21 protein-coding genes are annotated in these 20595 nt (G+C 33.3%); 11 read left to right on the top strand and 10 right to left on the bottom strand.

Annotation, left to right across the window (positions count from 1 at the left end; genetic code table 11):
• From ACX12B_RS03855 to ACX12B_RS03870, 4 genes are all read left to right on the top strand, one after another.
• On the top strand, positions 1 to 1388 hold a 1388-nt coding region (locus tag ACX12B_RS03855; RefSeq protein ID WP_459352736.1), incomplete at its 5' end, for a tetratricopeptide repeat protein.
• A gap of 75 nt (positions 1389 to 1463) precedes the next feature.
• A complete protein-coding gene (locus tag ACX12B_RS03860) occupies positions 1464 to 3329 on the top strand; it encodes a threonine--tRNA ligase (RefSeq protein WP_459352737.1) in 1866 nt (621 codons plus the stop codon).
• Between the two features lie 3 nt (positions 3330 to 3332).
• A complete protein-coding gene (gene speB / locus ACX12B_RS03865) occupies positions 3333 to 4208 on the top strand; it encodes an agmatinase (RefSeq protein WP_459352738.1) in 876 nt (291 codons plus the stop codon).
• A 77-nt stretch (positions 4209 to 4285) separates the two neighbouring features.
• Positions 4286 to 4858 carry a CDP-alcohol phosphatidyltransferase family protein gene (locus ACX12B_RS03870; protein WP_459352739.1) on the top strand — a complete coding sequence of 191 codons (573 nt, stop codon included), beginning with the start codon at positions 4286 to 4288 and terminating at the stop codon, positions 4856 to 4858.
• Positions 4859 to 4860: 2 nt separating this feature from the next.
• Here the strand turns inward: ACX12B_RS03870 and ACX12B_RS03875 are convergent, their stop codons facing one another.
• Positions 4861 to 5148, bottom strand: a complete 288-nt coding sequence (locus ACX12B_RS03875; RefSeq protein ID WP_012215306.1) for a 30S ribosomal protein S26e — start codon at positions 5146 to 5148, stop codon at positions 4861 to 4863.
• 130 nt (positions 5149 to 5278) lie between these two features.
• Between ACX12B_RS03875 and ACX12B_RS03880 the strand changes: the two genes are divergently transcribed.
• From ACX12B_RS03880 to ACX12B_RS03890, 3 genes are all read left to right on the top strand, one after another.
• Positions 5279 to 6526: a sensor histidine kinase gene (locus ACX12B_RS03880; RefSeq protein ID WP_459352740.1), complete on the top strand. Its 1248-nt coding sequence runs from the start codon at positions 5279 to 5281 to the stop codon at positions 6524 to 6526.
• A gap of 204 nt (positions 6527 to 6730) precedes the next feature.
• Positions 6731 to 7600, top strand: a complete 870-nt coding sequence (locus tag ACX12B_RS03885; protein ID WP_459352741.1) for a PfkB family carbohydrate kinase — start codon at positions 6731 to 6733, stop codon at positions 7598 to 7600.
• A gap of 41 nt (positions 7601 to 7641) precedes the next feature.
• Positions 7642 to 8640 carry an NAD(+)/NADH kinase gene (locus ACX12B_RS03890; protein WP_459352742.1) on the top strand — a complete coding sequence of 333 codons (999 nt, stop codon included), beginning with the start codon at positions 7642 to 7644 and terminating at the stop codon, positions 8638 to 8640.
• A gap of 66 nt (positions 8641 to 8706) precedes the next feature.
• On the opposite strand, the gene pyrG is transcribed toward ACX12B_RS03890, so the two are convergent.
• On the bottom strand, positions 8707 to 10308 hold the full coding sequence (pyrG, locus tag ACX12B_RS03895; protein ID WP_459352743.1) for a glutamine hydrolyzing CTP synthase: 1602 nt from the start codon (positions 10306 to 10308) through the stop codon (positions 8707 to 8709).
• An 80-nt stretch (positions 10309 to 10388) separates the two neighbouring features.
• Between pyrG and ACX12B_RS03900 the strand changes: the two genes are divergently transcribed.
• Both ACX12B_RS03900 and ACX12B_RS03905 read left to right on the top strand, forming a co-directional pair.
• The gene (locus ACX12B_RS03900) at positions 10389 to 11228 is read left to right on the top strand and encodes a PEFG-CTERM sorting domain-containing protein (protein WP_459352744.1); all 840 of its coding nucleotides are present in this window, start codon (positions 10389 to 10391) and stop codon (positions 11226 to 11228) included.
• Positions 11229 to 11482: 254 nt separating this feature from the next.
• Positions 11483 to 12166, top strand: coding sequence for a hypothetical protein (locus ACX12B_RS03905; RefSeq protein WP_459352745.1), 684 nt, complete (start codon positions 11483 to 11485; stop codon positions 12164 to 12166).
• Positions 12167 to 12683: 517 nt separating this feature from the next.
• On the opposite strand, the gene trpA is transcribed toward ACX12B_RS03905, so the two are convergent.
• Genes trpA through ACX12B_RS03935 form a run of 6 tightly spaced genes read right to left on the bottom strand, consistent with a single transcriptional unit; the run spans position 12684 to position 18415 of the window.
• Positions 12684 to 13490, bottom strand: a complete 807-nt coding sequence (gene trpA, locus ACX12B_RS03910; RefSeq protein ID WP_459352746.1) for a tryptophan synthase subunit alpha — start codon at positions 13488 to 13490, stop codon at positions 12684 to 12686.
• On the bottom strand, positions 13477 to 14664 hold the full coding sequence (trpB, locus tag ACX12B_RS03915; RefSeq protein ID WP_459352747.1) for a tryptophan synthase subunit beta: 1188 nt from the start codon (positions 14662 to 14664) through the stop codon (positions 13477 to 13479). The genes trpA and trpB overlap by 14 nt, the downstream gene beginning before the upstream one ends.
• Positions 14661 to 15437: an indole-3-glycerol phosphate synthase TrpC gene (locus ACX12B_RS03920; protein WP_459352748.1), complete on the bottom strand. Its 777-nt coding sequence runs from the start codon at positions 15435 to 15437 to the stop codon at positions 14661 to 14663. Before ACX12B_RS03920 ends, trpB begins: the two co-directional genes overlap by 4 nt.
• Positions 15430 to 16476, bottom strand: a complete 1047-nt coding sequence (gene trpD / locus ACX12B_RS03925) for an anthranilate phosphoribosyltransferase (RefSeq protein WP_459352749.1) — start codon at positions 16474 to 16476, stop codon at positions 15430 to 15432. The genes ACX12B_RS03920 and trpD overlap by 8 nt, the downstream gene beginning before the upstream one ends.
• A complete protein-coding gene (locus ACX12B_RS03930; RefSeq protein ID WP_459352750.1) occupies positions 16473 to 17069 on the bottom strand; it encodes an anthranilate synthase component II in 597 nt (198 codons plus the stop codon). The genes trpD and ACX12B_RS03930 overlap by 4 nt, the downstream gene beginning before the upstream one ends.
• Positions 17066 to 18415, bottom strand: coding sequence for an anthranilate synthase component I family protein (locus ACX12B_RS03935; protein WP_459352751.1), 1350 nt, complete (start codon positions 18413 to 18415; stop codon positions 17066 to 17068). Before ACX12B_RS03935 ends, ACX12B_RS03930 begins: the two co-directional genes overlap by 4 nt.
• A gap of 151 nt (positions 18416 to 18566) precedes the next feature.
• On the opposite strand from ACX12B_RS03935, the gene ACX12B_RS03940 reads away from it, so the two are divergent.
• Entirely contained in the window at positions 18567 to 18755 is a 189-nt protein-coding gene (locus ACX12B_RS03940; protein ID WP_459352752.1) for a hypothetical protein, read from the top strand.
• 50 nt (positions 18756 to 18805) lie between these two features.
• Positions 18806 to 19930, top strand: a complete 1125-nt coding sequence (locus tag ACX12B_RS03945; RefSeq protein ID WP_459352753.1) for an MG2 domain-containing protein — start codon at positions 18806 to 18808, stop codon at positions 19928 to 19930.
• Positions 19931 to 20014: 84 nt separating this feature from the next.
• On the opposite strand, the gene ACX12B_RS03950 is transcribed toward ACX12B_RS03945, so the two are convergent.
• The gene (locus ACX12B_RS03950) at positions 20015 to 20344 is read right to left on the bottom strand and encodes a hypothetical protein (protein WP_459352754.1); all 330 of its coding nucleotides are present in this window, start codon (positions 20342 to 20344) and stop codon (positions 20015 to 20017) included.
• A 12-nt stretch (positions 20345 to 20356) separates the two neighbouring features.
• Entirely contained in the window at positions 20357 to 20575 is a 219-nt protein-coding gene (locus tag ACX12B_RS03955; protein WP_459352755.1) for a hypothetical protein, read from the bottom strand.
• Positions 20576 to 20595: the final 20 nt, after the last annotated feature.

A 20595-nucleotide genomic window follows, 5' to 3' on the forward strand; every position in this document is an offset into this window, starting at 1 on the left:
CAGAACCTATTGTAGAACCAGAACCTATTGTAGAACCAGAACCTATTGTAGAACCAGAATCAATACCTGAAATAATTATTGTAGTGTTATATGATAATGGGAAATCAACACATCAGCAGATCTTTGATGAAATAATCAAGTATTTGCCATTAACACAACGTGAAACTATGAGAGCTAGATTAAGTGAATTGAGAAGAAAGGGCATAATTTCAAGAGATGATGATGGATTGTGGGCTTTAGAAGAAAAAGGATACTGTGAGTATGAATCCCTGAAAAAGATTACAAAAAATGTTCACTCTGAACCTATTTCTCAACAATATTCTGGTTTGGAAGAAGGTATCCAATTATTCACTCATGGAAAATATTTTGATGCAAGTAAATTCTTTGAAAATATTCTAAATGTTGATCAAAATAATATTGATGCATTGTACTATAATGGGCGTTCACAATCTCACCTGTATGATCATGATTTGGCATTATCTAATTTTGAAACGTTGTTGAGTATAGAACCAAAACATCTTGATGCACAATACCATCGTGGTATTGAATTATCTATAATAGGTAAACATGTAGAATCAATCAACGCATTTGATATGGTGTTGGACATAGATCCTAATCATCAAAATGCATTATTGAACAAAGGCCGTTCATTAGTAATTTTAAATAAAAACAATGAAGCTATTTCTTGTTATGACAAAGTACTTGAAAAAGAACAATATAATGTTGAAGCACTTTATCTAAAAGGAACAGCATTGCAAAAAGAAAATAAAAACATTGAAGCAATCAAATGTTATGAACAAATTATTAATTATCAATCAGATCATAAACTTGCACATTATAATTTAGGATTATGTCTAACTGAAATTGGAGAACATGAAAAAGCTATTCATTCATTTGATAATGTATTATCTATTGATAAAAATCATAAAGAATCACTTTATCAAAAAGGATTGGTATTGTTGGGAATGGGTGAATTCTTTGAATCTGGAAAATTGTTTGATACTGTTTTGAAACTTGATTCAAAACATTTGGGTGCTCTTGGGCATAAAGGATTTGTTTTATCAATGCTTGATCAGTATGAAAATTCTTTGTCTTACTTTGATGATGTAATTAACATCGATCCACTTGATGCAAAAATTTTGTCTTTTAAAACATATTCTTTAATGAAATTGAATAGATATGATGAGGCATTCTCTAATTGTAAAAAAATCCTTGATTTAGATTCAAGAAATGGCAGTGCACTTTATAATTTATCAAAAATTAGGGCATTACAAAATAAACCTGAAGATGCCATTCGCTATTTGCGCCAATCTATTCAAATCCATCCCAAATACGAACAAATGTACAAGACTGATCCTGCCTTCAAAAATCTTCTGACCTCCGAATAACTATTGATCTACGCTTAATTTCTGAAAACTCTCTAATCCCAAGAATTTTAAACTCAAACTAGAGACTTTGAAACTATGAGGATCTTGCAACTACACTGTGATAGTATAGAGTACACTCCTACAAAAAAAGAGATCAAATCAGCTGAGGATATTGAAAACCCTCAAACTCAGAGACTAGAAGAAATTGTTGTTGCATTTGTTGCAATTGAAGATGGAGATGATTCATCTGTTGCAAAAAACGCAATATCTCAAATAAAAAATTCAATGGAAAAAATTGGATGTAAAAAACTACTGCTGTACCCTTATGCTCATCTTAGCTCAAATCTTGCAAAACCCTCTACTGCAATGTCTTTACTCAATGAAATGGAATCAGAAGCATCTGATCTTGAAGTTTCTCATTCCCCTTTTGGCTGGACAAAGTCTTACAAAATTCAAGTCAAAGGTCACCCATTAGCTGAAAGTTCTAAAGTTGTCACCAAAGATTCAGCTACTAAAGATGATGACGAAATTACTTCTGATGCGCTAAAAGGCGAATCTACCATTCGCTCTTACTGGAAAATAATGTCTCCTGATGGAACAATGACTAACATTGGTGATTTTGATTTTTCTAATCATAAAAAATTAGAAGTATTGGCGAAATACGAATCTGCAAAACAACGTCAAGTTGACGAACCTCCTCCACATGTTGCATTGATGAAAAAACTTGCAATTGCAGATTACGAACCTGCATCTGATTCTGGAAATATGAGATTCTTTCCAAATGGTCGTTTAATCAAATCTTTGATTGAACGTTATGTTACTGATAGAGTAAAAGAATATGGTGGATGTGAGGTAGAGACTCCAATCATGTATGATTCAGAACATCCAAGTATGGTCAGCTACTTTAACAGATTTCCTGCAAGACAATACAATATTGATTCAGAAGGAAAAAAACTCTTTTTGAGATTTGCTGCATGTTTTGGCCAATTCCTTATGGCAAATCAATTTCAAATGTCTTACAAGAATTTACCCTACAAACTATATGAGCTTACAAGATACAGCTTTAGACGTGAACAATCTGGAGAATTAGTAGGTTTGAGAAGACTTCGTGCATTTACAATGCCTGATTGTCATGCTTTTTGTAAAGATATTCCACAGGCAGTAGATGAAATTAAAGTTAGATTTGATTTGTCTCAAAGTGTTCTCAAAGAATTAGGAATTACTGAGTCTGATTATGAGATGGCAATTAGATTTACTGAGGACTTTTACAATGAAAATAAATCATCTATTGAAGAACTAGTCAAGAAACATGGTAGACCTGTACTAGTTGAGATGTGGAAAGAAAAATTCTTTTATTTTGTTCTAAAATGGGAATTTAATTTCATTGACAATTTGGGCAAAGCATCAGCTCTATCTACTGATCAAATAGATGTTGAAAACGGTGATAGGTATGGCATTGAATTTGTTGATGAAAACAATACAACACAACATCCAATTATTCTACATAACTCTCCTAGTGGTGCAATTGAAAGAATAATCTATGCATTATTGGAAAAAGCTGCATATGATTCAAAGAAAGGTAAGAAACCCCAATTTCCATTATGGCTTGCACCAACTCAAGTCCGAATTATTCCTCTAAAAGAAGAATTTTACAAATTTTGCAACAATCTTTTTGATAAAATATCTGCTCAAAATGTTCGTGTAGATATTGATGATAGAAATGAAAGTATTGGCAAAAGAATTCGTGAAGCAGAAAAAGAATGGATTCAATATATTTTGGTTATTGGAGAAAAAGAAGCAGGTTCTGAGAATCTCAGTATTCGTGACAGACAAACTGGAGATGTTAGAGAAGTATCATTTAATGATTTCATGAATGAAATTAATCAACAAACTTCAGGGAAACCCTTTACTGGATTGAACCAATCATCACATCTCTCAAAGAGACCACAATTAATGGTGTAGATTATGAGTTTCCTTGACTTATACATGAACAAAAATCCTCTGATAACTGCATCTGATGATAATTCGGAACCTGTAGCAACTGTATTTGGTATTCCATTTGATGCAACTCACTCCTACAAACCTGGTTGTAGATTTGGCCCTGATGCTATTCGCGATTCTTTTAACAATATTGAAATCTTTCATCCTGAACTATCTGTAGATTTAGAAACTGTCAGCATTGAAGACTTGGGGAACACTCGTCATACTGTTGTAGCAACTGAAATGGTTGATATGGTAAAAAAAGTGACAACTGAACTTGTTGCAAAAAAAAGACAGTTGTTTATTTTAGGTGGAGAACACTCTATCACTTATGGAACATACACTAGTTTTCCCAAAGAAACAGGATATGTTGTCTTTGATGCACATTATGATTTGAGAGATGAATTTGCTGATATCAAACTAAGTCATGCATCTTACCTTAGACGTATAGTTGAGGAACGTGGGGCTGAAAATATTTTACATGTTGGAGCACGTGCATTTGTCAAAGAAGAATTAGAGTTTTTGACAGAACAAAAAATCAAAATCATTTCAGATAAAGACATTCGAGAAGGTAGAGGCCACCAGTTACTCAAAGATCATGTTTCAACTTTTGATACAATTTATTCTAGTTTTGATCTTGATGTCCTTGATCCTGCATTTGCACCTGGCGTTGGAAATCCTGAAGCAGCAGGAATAACTTCTAGAGAATTATTTGACATGATTTACTCTCTTCAAGAAACAAAAGTAATTGGTGCAGACATTGTAGAACTAAATCCATATCATGATAATGGTGCAACTGCATCTCTTGCAGCAAAAATAATGTCTACTCTAATTGCAATCAATTTATCGCAAAATCGATAAATTTTAAAAAATTGACTATTATCTGCCTCGATTTTGCTTCTATTCACTTTATTAGATAGTATTGTTGGGGGTATCACGTGTTAAACAACCTACGAGATACCCTCAAGCCCACTCTTGAAAAGATTGGAAAAGGATTTGCATCTACTGGATTATCTCCTAATTTTTGGACTGCAGTTGGTTTGGGTGTTGCATTTCTATCTGCAATAGTTTATGGATTAGGAATTGAATTTGGATTAATTATTGGTGGTATTTTGTTACTTGTATCTGGATTCTTTGACATGGTTGATGGGCAAGTTGCACGTGTCACTGGTAAAACCTCTCAAAAGGGATCATATCTTGACTCTATGTTTGATAAAATTGCAGAGACTGCAATATTTTTGGGAATTCTAGTTGGAGGTTATGCTGAACCGTATTTAGTATTGCTTGCAATCACTTTATCATTATTGGTAAGTTATGCTAGGGCAAAATCTGATGCAATAAATGTAAAACTACAAGGTGTGGGAATTGGTGAGAGAGCTGAAAGATTACTAGTAATTGCAATCATTGGAATCATTGGATTTATGGAGATAGCTGTAATTATTGTAGTAATAATTGCGGCAATAACATTAATTCAAAGAATGATTGTTACTGCAAAAAACATCAAAGAATAAGACTATCGTAGTTTTCCGCGTTTTCTTCTATTGTCTGCAGATCTAATTTTTAGAATCTTAAAGTGAATTGCACATGAAATACAGTACCATTTTAGAACTGTAGGTGATGCAATGTATGCTCCTTGCGCTCGTAGTTCTTTAGCCAATGTATGCTCAACTAGGTTTAGTCTAGATGTGACTTTTTTTGCCTTGTCTTTTGGAACAGTTTGTCCACAGTTTGTACATTGTACAACACCTGAAGATCCTTTTCCTCCTTTTGTACGACCTCTACTTGCACGCTTAAGTGGCATGCTCGTAAGCCCATTTGCCTCTTTATATTCTTGATGGAGTTTCTATCGTGTCTCACTTGGTTTCAAAATTAAAATTCCCAAATTTGGACTATATAACAAAAATTATAACATAATATTATTAATCACAGATATGAAATCCAGAAGCCTAATTGCACTTTTGATTGTTGGTCAATTAGCTCTTTTATCCGTTACATTTGCGATCCTTTTGCAATATGCCTCTGAGGAAGAGGGATATGCAGATTATGTTAATTTTTCAGGAAAAAATAGATTCCACACTGCATTTATCTTGCATGAATTATCCGAATTTGAAGATGGTGTAATTGGAGAAACTGATCTTTTACATCGTTATGATGAATTGAAGAATAATCTTGACCTTTTAAGAAACGGTGGAGTGGTGGATGGTGATAAAATTAATCCCCTACCTGAAAAATTTCATGATAAGTTATTTTTAATTGAAACTGAATTTGAAAAATTCCATGCATTGGGTTTGAAATTAATTGATGCAAGAAATAATGGCATTGATTTAGGTACTTCTTTTTTTATTGAGCATGAAATTATTGAAGTAAAATTACTGGATTTAACTGATGAACTAACAACTGATGTTTCAGATGAATTTAAAGCCATTATAAAACAACAAGAAACTTTAGAAATAATTTTGCCTGTTATTAATGGAATTATATACATTGCAACAATTTTAGCTATTTTTAAAACACTAAAAAAAGAAGGAGAAAAATTACAAAAACTAGAAAAACTCTACACTATTGGCCAGATGGCATCTCGATTAGCTCATGACTTGAGAAACCCACTAACTGTTGTTAAGGCAAGTGTTGACTTTTTATTAATGAAACCTGACACTGATGAAACTGTAAAGGATAGATGCACTAGAATCCAAAAATCTGTATTGGATATGAATTACATAATAGAAGATGTGTTGGAATTTGCAAAAACAAAAGATCTTAACATCTCTTCTGTGTCACTTTTAAAACTTATTTCAGAATCTGTTCAAACTTTGAATGTTCCTGATGAAGTTGAAATTGAATTACCTAAAAATGATATATCTTTTTCATGTGATGGAAGAAAAATACAAGCCATACTTGTCAATTTGATTGTAAACTCTTTTGATGCCATGAACGATAAAGGAAAAATCACAATAAAACTTGAAGATAAACCACGTTCTGTAATAATTCAAGTAATTGATTCTGGTCCGGGCATTCCTGATGATATAAAATCCAAGATTTTCGAACCCTTGTTTACCTCAAAACCATCTGGTACTGGATTGGGATTAGGAATTGGTAAAAATATCGTAGATCAACATGGAGGTACCATAACTGTTGAGAATAATCCCACTACGTTCACAATCACTTTGCCCAAAAAGTAACTTGATTTTCTTATAATCTAGAATTTACTTTATGTTTTAATGTAATGAAGTATAAATTTCATTGAAGAAAATGCGTGGATTGTGTCATGGCTGTTTTACTTCTGGAGTTGAATTGTTTCTCTTAAAAGGAGATATTTTTTGTAAGGAATGCTTTGATAAAAAGAATGCAAAAAACTAAATCCACATCATAGATAACTAATAGAAATGAAATTAGCTATTTTTGCTCATTGTGCAATTGATACTATAACTATTGGGGACAAAAACTATGAGCAAATTGGCGGATCTGCATGTTATTGTGGATTAACTGCACGTGGATTCAAATTTGACGTTGATTTGTTTACTAAATTCGGAAATGATTTTCCAAAACAATACCTCTCTGATAATAAAATAAATCTTGTAAATTCTGAATCTAAGAAAAACACCACAAAATTTGCAATATCAATTTCTGGTGCTGATAGAACTTTAAAACTTGAAAACCAATGTGATCCTATAGAATACTCTGATGTAAAAGCAGATGGACATCTTGTGAGTCCAATTTATCATGAAATTACAAATGAGACATTAAAAAAAATTAAAGATGATTCAAATTTTTTGTTTATTGATCCTCAAGGATTTCTCAGAGAAAAAGACTCTCAAAATAATATTTTTCTACAAAAAAATGACATTGATCTAACTGGTGTTAATGCAATCAAAGTAAATCCTGAAGAGGCACAACAACTAGTCAGTGGCATTCATGATGAGATGATGGTTGCACTTCAGAAAAAGGGTGTAGAACATGTACTTTTAACAAACAAAACTGAAGTTTCATTGCTGGTAAAAGACAAAGTATACTCTATTACTTTGCCAAACAAAGACATCCATGATACTACCGGAATAGGCGATATTTTTTGTGCAGCGTTTTGCTGTACTATGCTCAAAGAAAAGGACTTTTTGTGGGCTCTATGTTTTGCTGGCGGTGCTGCTCAGGCTGCACTTGATTCAAAAAACGTTGGATTGCAAAAAATCCCTAGAAAGGGAACTATTCAAAACAATGCCTCGTACTTTTACAATCTGGTAAAATTTCGAGACTTGTAAATACATTATTCTTTTATTGAAGCATTTCAAATCTTTACTCTATGCAAATAGGTATCTATGGTTCTGGAAGTACTAGTAATGCTGCAAAATATGTAAAAAAAATACTTGATGATGTTGGAATCAAATCCTTTACGATTACAAAATCAAAGAGCAAACCTGCTGATTGCATTATTGTTTTAGGTGGAGATAAGGGTGTAAGAAATTATTTTCATAGAACATTTGATTCAACATTGCCTATTTTGGGAATTAGTGAAGGTGAGGCCAGTGGTTTTTTGGCACAGATTGATCTTAAAGAATTTGCATCATATGCCAATATTTTAAAAAAACAAAAGTACACCGTTGAGGAAGTTCCTCGACTTGGAGTAAAGATAGATGGAAAAAATGTTTATCCTGTTCTTAATGATGTTGCAGTGTTTTCATCTCGAAGTGCAATGTTGATGGAGCACACTTTGCGTGTAAATGGCGAGGAAGTATGGCACGATAACAGTGATGGCATAATTGTTTCAACTCCTATTGGGTCTTCAGCTTATTCAATGTCTGCAGGAGGACCTGTATTGTTTCAAGATTCTGCAGTCTTTGAAATTATTTCAGTAAATTCACTTGATGTTACAAGAAGACCCATTATTGTTTCAAATGACAGTTCAATTGAGATTGACGATATCTCTGCAAGACTACATTGTGAAGTGGTGTTAGATGGTTTGGATAGATACAAAGTAAACAAAACTGTTGAATGCACTCAATTCTTTCCTCCTGCTAAAATAATTCGTCTCAAAAAACATTCTACTGCAATTTCTGCATTAGCAAAAAAAGTCCATTTGGCAGAAGAATTACTCAGTATGCCTCCAAGCTCCAAGTTACTTTTGAAGACATTGGAATATGAAGGAGCTTTGACTCAAAAAGACTTGGCAAACAAAACGCTTCTTCCTGATAGAACAGTTAGACTGGCATTGAGTCATCTTTTGAAGAAAGGATATGTCAAAAAGAAGGTCTCAATTCGTGATGCCCGACAAAAAATTTATGAAATTTCAAAAATTGAATGAGTAATCAAAATACAAAAAACTATACTCATGGCGCAAGATTTGAAATTCTTTTGCCTTAGAATTTAATTATTTTTCAGAAGCTGCTTTGATAAAAGCTGCAAATGCTTCTTCAGGGAATCCGGGTCTACTGTTAAACTCTGGGTGAAACTGTACTCCTAGATAGAATTTATGACTAGGAATTTCTAACATTTCCATCCTTTTACCATTATCACTGTCTGCTGAAAATATTAACCCATTTTTTTCAAATTCTGGAATGTATTCCTTATTGATTTCATATCTGTGTCTGTGTCGTTTACTAATTTTTGTAGTGCCGTAAATTTTTTTAGCATTTGTATTTTCTTTGATTAATACATCATTTGCACCTAATCTTAATGATCCTCCCATATCTGAAACATCTTTTTGTTCTGGAAGTAAATCCACAATTGGATTTTTTGTATCTGGTTTTATCTCTGTAGAGTTTGCATCCTCTAATTTCATCACATTTCTTCCAAACGCAATTGCTGCTAATTGGAATCCGAAACATATTCCAAGGTATGGTATGTTATTTTCTCGTGCATAGTTTGCAGTCTGAATGATTCCTTCTGAACCCCTAGTTCCAAATCCACCTGGAACTAGTATTCCATCATAATTTGATAAAACAGAATAATCTGTAATTGATTCTGAATCAATCCAATCAATATCTACTGATTTTCCCATCTGTGCTCCTGCATGTTTTAGTGCATGATTTACGCTCACATAACTATCTGCTAATGTCACGTATTTTCCAACCATGGCAATCTTTACTTTTTGGTCTTCATGATTTACCATATTTTGTGCAATTGCATTCCACTTGTCCCAATTTGCAGACGCATTAACCATTCCAACTATTCCAAATTTGGTAAATATTGCATCCATGATGCCTTGATCATACAACATTTGTGGAACTTCAAAAATTGATTTTGCATCATGACATGATAACACATCTTTTGCAGTAACATTTGTAAACATTGCAATTTTCTTTTTTGTTTTTTCTTCTAATGGTAAGGTGCATCTTACTGCCAAAAAGTCTGGTTGAATACCAATTCTTCTTAATTCTTGTGCACTGTGCTGTGTTGGTTTTGTTTTTTGCTCTCCTACCACATCAAGTGAAGGTGCTAGTGTTACATGAACAAAAATAACTCCCTGTGGTCCCTCTTCAACTCTCATCTGTCTTAATGCCTCTAAAAATGGAAGCGATTCAATATCTCCTACAGTTCCTCCACACTCTACAATAAGAAAATCAAGTTTTTCATCTTCAGCTATTTTTCTAATTCTGTTTTTGATCTCATCAGTCACATGAGGAATAATTTGAACACATGCTCCTAGATACTCTCCTTTTCTTTCTGCTTCTATTACTGAAGAATACACTTGAGCAGTAGTAATGTTGTGACTTTTTGGAATGTCTTGATTTAGAAATCTCTCATAATTTCCAATATCCATATCACACTCCCCCCCATCATCTGTGACAAACACTTCTCCATGGGCTACTGGATTCATGGTCCCTGCATCATAATTCAGATATGGATCTATCTTGATACAAGATACCTTTTGATCTGCTAATTGTAATAATTTTGCAATCGAGGAAGTTGTTACGCCTTTTCCAAGGCCAGACATCACACCACCTGTGACAAAAATAAACTTCGTCTGCACATTAATGAAACGAGTATCTGGTTTTTGTATGTTTTGTCGATCATGGTTTGGTTGAAATAGTGTTATGTGGTAAGTATACTATGAAACTTGCGCTTGCTGTTTTACCATTAATTGCAATGTTGGTTGTAGGTTCAGGGATTGCCTTTGCTGCAAGTTATGAAATTAAAATCCCCTCAGGTGCCGCTGATGAGAATTACCCTTATTTCTGGTCTCAAAAAGATACTGGTGTAACAACTGGTGAGATAACTGTCTTTCCTGGAGATACAGTAACATGGTCTAATGCTGATACTGCATTTCATACTATAACTTCAGTTTCTGCATCCAGTATTGAGGTTGGTGATTTTGAAGAAGATGGTATGTTTGATAGTGGATTTTTCACTGCAGGAAAATCTTATACTATGCAATTTAATGACCTTGGTGATTTCTACTATTATTGTAGTCTTCATCCGTGGATGAATGGTGTCGTTCACGTGATATTGGATCCTGGAAGTGTTAAATCTATAGATAAAATTGCATCTGGTTATTCTGATAATGGCTTGGGATTTGAGGTAAAATATTTCCTAGATGCCCATTTGGCTAATGCTGTTCATGTAGATCCTGATGAAAGAACTTTGACATTTACTCTTACTGGTGAAAGTAATAATGATGAAATTACAATAACTTTACCTAAAGAACTCATTGATAATCCAACTACAGTATGGGTTAATGGTGATATGGTTGATTTTGAATCTGATTCTACAATTAGTGCTGGTACTGCAACTCAATTAGTTATTCCAATTGATGCTAATTCTAGAGAAATCAAGATAATGGGTTCTAAGGTAATTCCTGAATTTGGAGGAATCGCTCTGTTGATTCTTACCCTCTCTGTGATATCCATTATAATATTTTCAAAAAAGACTAGTTTACTTACTTTGAGATGAGTGTTTTTCACAATAACCTTCTCTTTTAGGCTCAATTCTGCCAACTTGTCTGGTGAGAGAGATCTGCCTTAAACTAACTGACAATGACTATCTTGGATTACTTAGTATTGCAACTGCTGATCAATTAACTGTAGAAGAAAAATTAAAACAAATTATCAATTACCATCTGATCGTTTATCGAAATAAACGGAAATTAAAAAATGAACGTTTGATGTAAATCAAAAACTTAAGTTCCTATAAAATTCAGAAACTTTGTGGTGCAAAATGATTCAAACTATAGGGCTACCCTAGTTATTCTAAAGGATATTGAAAAAAAGGGACTGTATCATTTTAATCCTGAATATCATGATGAGCAATTCTTTCGAAATTTTATAGATTTTCAAAAAAGTTTTTCTCACACGTTCGTTGAAACTATTAGAAAATTAGATGATTTTGAAACAAAACGTGATGAAGTGGTATCCTTTGTAGTTTATTCTATAATGTCTTACATTGAATCACATCTCAAAGTCTTTGAAAAATTCCTAAAAATAATACTTGATTCTAGTAAACTCAAAGGCGGATTTGATGAAAATACCACATTAAGTCAAATTCTTAAAAAAACTTGCAATAAAATGCAATACAATCCAAAATTAAAAAATGCTATTCGAGGTCTATTCTTAGCTGATTTTGCAGACGCAATAATCTCTCAACAATTTCTAATTTTAAATGATGGCCATTTGATGATTTATCCTAAAGATGATGCCAAGAAAAAATTAATCAGCATAGATGAGTTATATGATGATTCTCTTCAAGTCCGTTCCATATTTGATGCCATGCTAGATTGGGCAGATGAATCAGACAAACCCAAACAAAAACAAACTGAAACAATTGATGATATTGTAAGGAATCTGGTCTCTCATGTTAATTCCCTGGATGCAAAATTAGACCATATTTCATGAATTTGATTAGATCAAATCTTTTTCTTCTGATGTTTGATGTTTTGGACTAGTCTTCTCTTATGCGTAAAAAATCACCCAAAACATGAATAATTCCAACTGTGAGCACTATTGGTCAAAAAATGGCTCATTTTTCTGCATTCACTGTGGTGAGGATATTCACAAAAGTCACTAGTTTTGATTCTTCTTTTAATTAGATTCTATCAATATGCTTAAGTTACTTGATTTTTCATCTTGTTTATGGGATTTATGAAAACTCTTGCAAAATTCTGTGTTATGAAAAAAGTAAGAGACAAAGCAAATGAGCCAGACGAATCAGATGAAAAATAATTAATTTTTAAAACTATACACCTGTAAAGATATATCTTAATTTTTGAACATCTTTTAGTTTTTTAGAGCATCCATTTTTTATTTTTCTTTTACTATAATACAATGAGAACATCTAGTAGGTGGTCATAACTGAAATTGAGTTTCCCCTCTATGCCAGTTTGTAAACTTGGCCACCTTACTTAGACGGTTCTTATTTTTTCTGCAATGTTTGCTTTTTGAGTGATTTTGTAAATGATGCTATTTTTGATTCTAGTTTATTTTGAGGAGTTTTTTCTATTAATTTCAAAAATGCACTACCGACAATCACTCCATCTGCGCCTGCTTTGATGTATTTTTTCACATCTTCTGGTGTTGAGACTCCAAACCCCACACCTATTGGAATTTTTCCTTTGGTTTGTTTTTTGACATTTTTGATTGCCTCTAGAGTATAATTTTTAATTCCTGTTTTTACCCCTGTGGTTCCATACACTGCAACAAGATACAAGAAACCTGATGATGCCTTTGCAATTTTTTGAATTCTTATTTTACTTGTATTAGGTGATATCAAAAATATCGTATCTGCATTATTTTTTGCAGCTTGAAGATATTCTCTTGATTCTTCTATTGACATGTCTGGCAGAATAAATCCGTTAATACCTGCTTTTTTAGCCTCGTCTATGAATTTTGAATATCCCTTGTGATATAGAATATTGGTATATGTCATTAATACTAGTGGGGTGTCTGTTTCCTTTCTGATTTTTTTTACCAGTGCAAAAAATTTGTCTATTTTTGTGCCTCTTTCAAGGGATACTGTGCTTGCATTTTGGATAACAGGTCCATCTGCAAGAGGATCTGAGAATGGAAATCCTAATTCAATAATATCTACTCCGCCTTTCACTAATCCTCTAACAACTGAAATGGTTGATTTTTCATTTGGAAATCCCGCCATAATGTATGAGATTAAGGCCTTTTCTTTTCTTGCTTGCAACTCTGCAAACTTTTCTTTAATCTTTGACATTTTTACTCAGATAATTTTGTACTTCTTCTACGTCTTTGTCTCCTCGTCCAGAAAGCGTAACGACAATTGATTCGGATTTCTTACTCTTTCTTGCAACTTTGATTGCTTCAGCAATTGCATGTGCTGATTCTAAAGCTGGAATGATACCTTCAGTTCTTGTTAGCATTAGAAATGCATCAATTACTTCAGTATCTGTTGCTGCATGATATTTTACTCGTTTAGTGTCTTTGAAATACGAATGTTCAGGTCCCACTCCTGGATAATCTAATCCTGCTGAGATGCTGTGAGTTTCTGTAATTTGTCCTTCTTTATCTTGAAGAAGATATGTCATCATTCCATGAAGTACTCCTTTGCTTCCAGCTGATAGTGTTGCAGAATGTTTCTTTGATTTTAATCCGTGCCCTGCTGCTTCTACTCCTATGATTTCTGCATTAGTGTCAACTAGTGGATAAAATGTACCAATTGCATTTGATCCTCCTCCAACACATGCAATAACACTGTCTGGTGTTTTGTTTATTTTCTTCATCTGTGATTTTATTTCATTTCCAATTACACTTTGAAAATCTCTAACCATTACTGGATATGGATGAGGCCCTACTGCCGAACCAAGTAAATAGTAAGTTGTCTCTACATTTGTAATCCAATCTCTGATTGCCTCATTGATTGCATCTTTGAGTGTTTTTGAACCTGATTTTACTGGGTGAACCTTTGAGCCTAGTAAATTCATTCGAAATACGTTTAGTTTTTGCCTGATGGTGTCTTTGTAGCCCATGTATACTTCTGCTTTCATTCCTAATGCTGCGCACGCCATAGCCGTTGCCACTCCGTGTTGACCTGCACCCGTTTCTGCAATGATTCTTTTCTTTTTCATTTTTTTTGCAAGAAGTGCTTGACCAAGAGTATTGTTTATTTTGTGAGCTCCACCATGCAACAAGTCTTCTCTTTTTAGATAGATTTTTGCACCGCCAAGTTTCTCTGATAGATTTTTTGCATAATATAATGGAGTTGGACGTCCTGCATACACTTTGAGATAGTAATCTAATTCTTTTTTGAAGTTTTTATCGTTTTTAAATTTTAGATAATTTTCTTCTAACTCTTCGATTGCTGGAACTAGGGTTTCGGGAATGTACTTTCCACCAAATTCTCCGAATCTACCATTTTTTGGATATTTCAATATGCATTCACCAATTTTCTTACTTGTTCTTCAATGTTGTCACTTTTCATTATGCTTGAGCCTATTAGAAATGCATCTGCTCCACACTTTTTTAGATATTGAATATCTTCTGGTTTATCTATTCCACTTTCAGATAGTATGGGTCTGGTTTTGTCTATTCCTGACAGTATTGTTTCAGTTGTTTTTAGATCAATTTCTAATGTGTCTAGATTTCTGTTGTTAATTCCAATTAAATCAGCTTCTGTTTTTAGTGCATTTTTCAATTCTTGCTTTGTATGCACTTCTAACAAAATTTGTAGTCCTTGTTTGTGTCCATATGCAATAAACTCATCAATATCTTTAAGAAAATTTTGATCAAATAATGATTGAATCACCAACATAAAGTCTGCTCCAATCTTTTTTGCTGCATCAATCTGAACTTTTTCAATCATAATGTCTTTCATTAACATTGGAACGTCAACTGCTTGTCTTACCTTCATGAAGTATTCTGGTGACCCATTGAATAGATGCGGTTGTGTCAGTACTGAAAGTGCCTTTGAACCTCCTGCAATCATTTGAGATGCTATGCTTACCGGATCTGCTATTGTTCTAATCTTGCCTAGAGATGGGGATGAGAATTTTATTTCTGTGAGTAATGGTGCGTGGCCACTAGTCTTGATAATCTGAATAAAGTCTTTGTTTGATTTTTCTAAATTTGATTCTATTTCGTATACTCCATCATCAATTGCCATTTTTGAGTTGTTTACAAGTTTTCTAAGAATATTTTCAGCCATCAGCAATCTCCTTTAATTTTGAAATGTCTCCTGTATCTTGAACAAATTTCTCTAATAATGAGAATGCTTTACCATCTTTAATTGTGTTTGATGCAAGTTCTACTGCTTCTTCAAAATTATTTGAAATGTTTGCAACAATTAACCCTCCTGCTGCATTAAGTGCAGTTGTTTCAATCATTGCTTGATTTGCAGTATTGTTTAAAACCCTCACAAATGATTTTATTGCATCTTCTTTAGTTTGGATTTGAATATCTTTTAATGATGACTTGTGTAATCCTACAACCTCAGGATCAATTGCATTCATCAAAATTTTATCATCTTTTAAAATGCATACTCTGTTAGTTGAACTAGTGGAGAATTCATCCATTCCATCATCTGAACGTACTGTCATGATATTTTCAGCCCCTTTTCTTTTCAATATCATTGGCAGTCTGTCAAGATATTCTATTGAAAATACTCCTACCAATTGATTTTTCACTCCAGCTGGATTGGATAATGGGCCAAGTAAATTAAATGCAGTTCTTTTACCTAATTGTTTTCTTGCTACTGAAACATATTTCATTGCAGGATGAAATTTTTGTGCAAACATAAAACAGATGTTGTGTTTTTCTAAAACTTTGGCAATTTGAAGTGGTTCTAAATTCAAGTCATATCCAAAATACTCAAAAATATCTGCACTGCCTGATATTCCTGAACTAGAGCGATTTCCATGTTTTGCTACAATCCCTCCTGCAGCTGCCACAACAAATGATGCTGTGGTAGATATGTTGAATGTCTGAAGTTTATCTCCTCCTGTACCACACATGTCAATGATAGTTCCTGCATTTTTAGGCTCAATTTTTAATGAAAACTCCTGCATTTTATCAAGCATTCCTAGTAATTCATCATCTGTTTCTCCTTTGTCTGCCAGATTTGATAGAAAATCAGCATTTTGAGAGTCAGTTGTATTTCCAGAAAGAACATCTGTCATTACTTGATTTACTTCCTCGTATGTGAGGTCAGTTTTTTCTTGTAGTTTTGAAATCAAATCTGCAATCATTTTTGTTTCTCCTTTACTTGATCAATAAAGTTGGATAAAATTTTCTTACCATCTTCTGTCATTATTGATTCAGGATGAAATTGAACTCCTTGAATTAGATAGTCTTTGTGCTCTATTGCCATGACCTCTCCGTCATCTGATGCAGTAGCTATAACCTTTAGAACGTCTGGAATGATAGTTTTGTCTCCAACTAGACTGTGATAACGTGTTGCTCTAAATGGATTTCTTACATCTTTGAATAGTTTTGAATCAACATGATTCACAGGACTTGTTTTTCCATGTCTGACACACCCTGCATTAGTTACTTTACCTCCAAATGCGTCAATTATTCCTTGGTGTCCTAGACATACTCCTAGTATCGGTGTGTTTGAACCCATTTCTTTGATTACATCGCTACATACTCCAAAGTATTTTTTGTCTTCTGGTGTTCCTGGACCTGGAGAAATAATTATTGCATCATAATTTTTTTCTTGAATCTCCTTTAATGTAATCTTGTCATTTCTAATTACATCACAATCTACTCCTAATTCTCCTAGGTATTGTGCAATGTTGTAAACAAATGAATCATAATTATCTATGATTAAAAATTTCATGAGGATGCCTCCTTTAGTGCTTGTAACATTGCACCTGCTTTATGCTCTGTTTCTTTGAATTCATTTTCTGGGATAGAATCTGAAACAATCCCTGCACCTGATTGGATAAACCCCTTCCCGTCTTCGATGAATATACTTCTAATTGCAATTGCAAAATCACAACACCCATTGTAAGAGAAATATCCTACTGCACCTGCATATGGGCCTCTGGCCTCAGTCTCTAATTCATCAATAATCTCCATGGCTCTGACTTTGGGTGCTCCTGATACTGTTCCTGCTGGAAATACTGCCTGAAATGCATCAAACATGTCCTTTTCAGGCGCCAAATTACCCACCACGTGACTCACAATATGTTGAACGTGACTGAATCGCTTTATTTCCATTAATGATTCTGGATGAACTGTACCATATTTGCAGACACGACCAATATCATTTCGTCCCAAATCCACAAGCATCGTGTGCTCTGCTAGTTCTTTTTCATCATGAATCAATTCATCTGCTAATTGTTTATTCTTCTCTTCGTCATCAGTAATTTTTCTGGTTCCTGCAATAGGAAATGTTTCTACTTTATCATCTGTAATTCTAACTAACATTTCAGGTGATGCCCCAATGATTGTTTTGGTATCTTGTTTAAGATGATACATGTATGGTGATGGATTTAGTTTACGTAATGTTTTGTATAGTGTAAGATCATCTCCCTCTGTATCAAATGCAAATTTCCGAGATAAAACTACTTGAAATATATCTCCATCATGGATGTATTCTTTTGCTTTGTTAACAATTTTTGAGAATTTTGATTCATCCATATTTGGTGTAACTTCACTTGAATGGAATTCACCAAATTCATCATTACTCATAATTAGGTTGTCAAATCTGTTCTCATCATGATAAAAATAAAATAATTTTTTTTGTAAATTATCATACAATAATCCATCATCATAAACTCCAAATTCCATTAGTGGTTGAGGAGAGTTATGACTGTCTGGTATATCTTCTACCATTCTAATTGCATCATAATTTACAACCCCTACTGCACCTCCCAGATATCTATAACTTTGATCATCTGATTTTCCAAGTAATTTTTTTAGTTCTGAAAATGGATCATTTGTTTGAATCGTTTTGGTTTCTCCATTTTGAATTATTTCTACTTTGTCTGAATACCCTTTGAGAATTATTTTGGGGTCAAAACCCATCACAGAAGTTTCAGCTAGTACCTCTGGACCTGTCAATGATTCGAATAGAAATGAGTGAGAATAATTTCTTGAAATTTTATTGTAAATTTGAAATTGGTTTTCAGATAAATCTAGGGGTAATACTTTTGCTTGAGTCTTTCCAAAGGTGTCCACCCATAGACAAAATCCTGGTGGTTTATTATTTAAATTGTAAAGTAGGTTCTGTTGGAGCATTTTTTGTCTAAATTGGCTTATCTCTTAGGCACAAGGTGGTTACCGTATAGTACGGTACCTTTATAGCATAGTTGATCGTAGGATAGTTGGTATGCAGGGGGTAAATCGAGCAATTATGCAGGACATCCAAGTTCTCAAAAAACAACATGTCTCAACTTCGGTAAGTAAAGTTGAGTGCTATGTATGTGGTAAAGGATTAGAAGATGGCCACTCTATTACTGCAAAAACTTTGCCAAATGGAACTGTTCTATTTTGCGATGTTCATTATTCATTACAGTAAATCATTTTGAATCGATCTATGTTTAAGTAATATTTTGTATGTTGTATTTTGTGAATAACTCGATTTTTGTTATCAGTTTCTTATCTTTGATATTGCTTTCATCTCCTTCACTCATATTTGCACAGACTGAGATAGGTGTTGAAACTGAAACTGAAGTTGGCGTTGAAATAGGAAACGAATCTGGTTCTGAATCTTCTGCAGAAGTAAAATCTAGCACAAAAGGTGAAGTAAAGTCTGAATCAAAATCCGAATCTGAATCTGACACAAAAGCACAAGATACACAAAAATCTGAATCAAAATCCGACTCTGAAACAAAAACATCTGTAGGTAACATTGCTGTTTCCACCAAAGGTAATATCTCTGCTTCTGTTGGATTGCCAACAAAATATCCTATGCCATCTGTTAGCTCAAAAAACTCTATCATGTTACAAACTGATCAACATTTGTATAAACCTGGAGAACGAATAGAAATTCAGGGCTCGTTATGGTCAGAATTATTAGCAAATTTGAGTAATGATAATGTTGTAACTGTTAAGATTTTTGATAAGACAAAAAATATTGTTTATGAAACTGATACTCAAATTACAACGGATGGAAAATATTCTGCTGAATTTGATTTACCAAATAATCTGCCAAAAGGATCTTACACTGTAACCTCTTCAATTAATTTTGAAAGTGGTGTTGGTGATTTAATTGGTTTGAAAGGACAAACCAATGTTGGTGCAAGTACCAAAATTGCTATTGTTCCTGCACAAGTATTCAAAATAAATGTGGAAAATCATGGTGATTTTGATGTTAAAATTGCTTCTAATTCAACTGTAAATGATATTAAATTCAATGGTGACCAGAAAAAAGTTTCTGTAGTTGTTGAAGGGGAGTCTGGAACTAAAGGAGTTACCCACATATCCATCCCAAAAAGTATGGTAAGTGGCACATTCAAAGTTATGATTGATGGTAAAGCCATGGCAAATGACCAAGTAATAGTTACTTCTAGCTCTGAGATTGAAACTGAATTGGAAGTAAATTATAGCCATAGTGTACATACTATTGATGTTATAGGCACTCAGGCGGTGCCTGAATTTGGTACAATTGTGATGGCGATATTGATCGTTTCAATAGTTTCTGTGATTGTGATCTCTGCAAGATCTAAACTTGCCATAATGCCTAGAGTTTAACGCTATACGACAATTAGAATCTGATAAAACTAATCCTAAATTATTGACATAATCAATTACAATAACTCTTAAATTTTTTCTTTTTTATATTCCATGTTTTTTTCTGTGGGCATTTTTCCATGCCGTTGCAATGTCTCTTTCTTCTTTTGTTATGTTAATTTCTAATGGCGGTTCTGGTAAAGTTCCATACTTTGTTAACACCTTACGGTATCTTCTATAATATGCCTCAATTTCTTCAAGTAACAAATTTACTGAGCCTTGAATCTTTTTTGCTTCTTTATCCATCTCCATGTCTCGTAATTTGTTTGCTTTTTTTTGAGTAATTTTCATTTGTTTAAATCTTCTATTGTATTCTGCAAGTATTCTTAATTCTGAATTCTCTTCAATTGATTTTGAATCTTTTTTAAATTTCATAATTTTTTATTCTTATCTTGATTCGATTTTTTTAATCTCTTTTTTGATTTTTTCAACATTATCTATCCAGATTTTTACCATTTTTTTAGAATTTTTAAACTCTTTTTCATTATCTGTATTTTTGATTTTTTCAAGTTTTTCCAATTCGTGAATATGTTTTTTCAAAGTTTCTTCTGCTGATATGAGCTTCTTTTTTTGAAAGTCTAGAACTTTTTTTGATATAAAATTCAATAGTTCACATTTTGACTATT

Source organism: Nitrosopumilus sp. S6 (genome assembly GCF_054515815.1).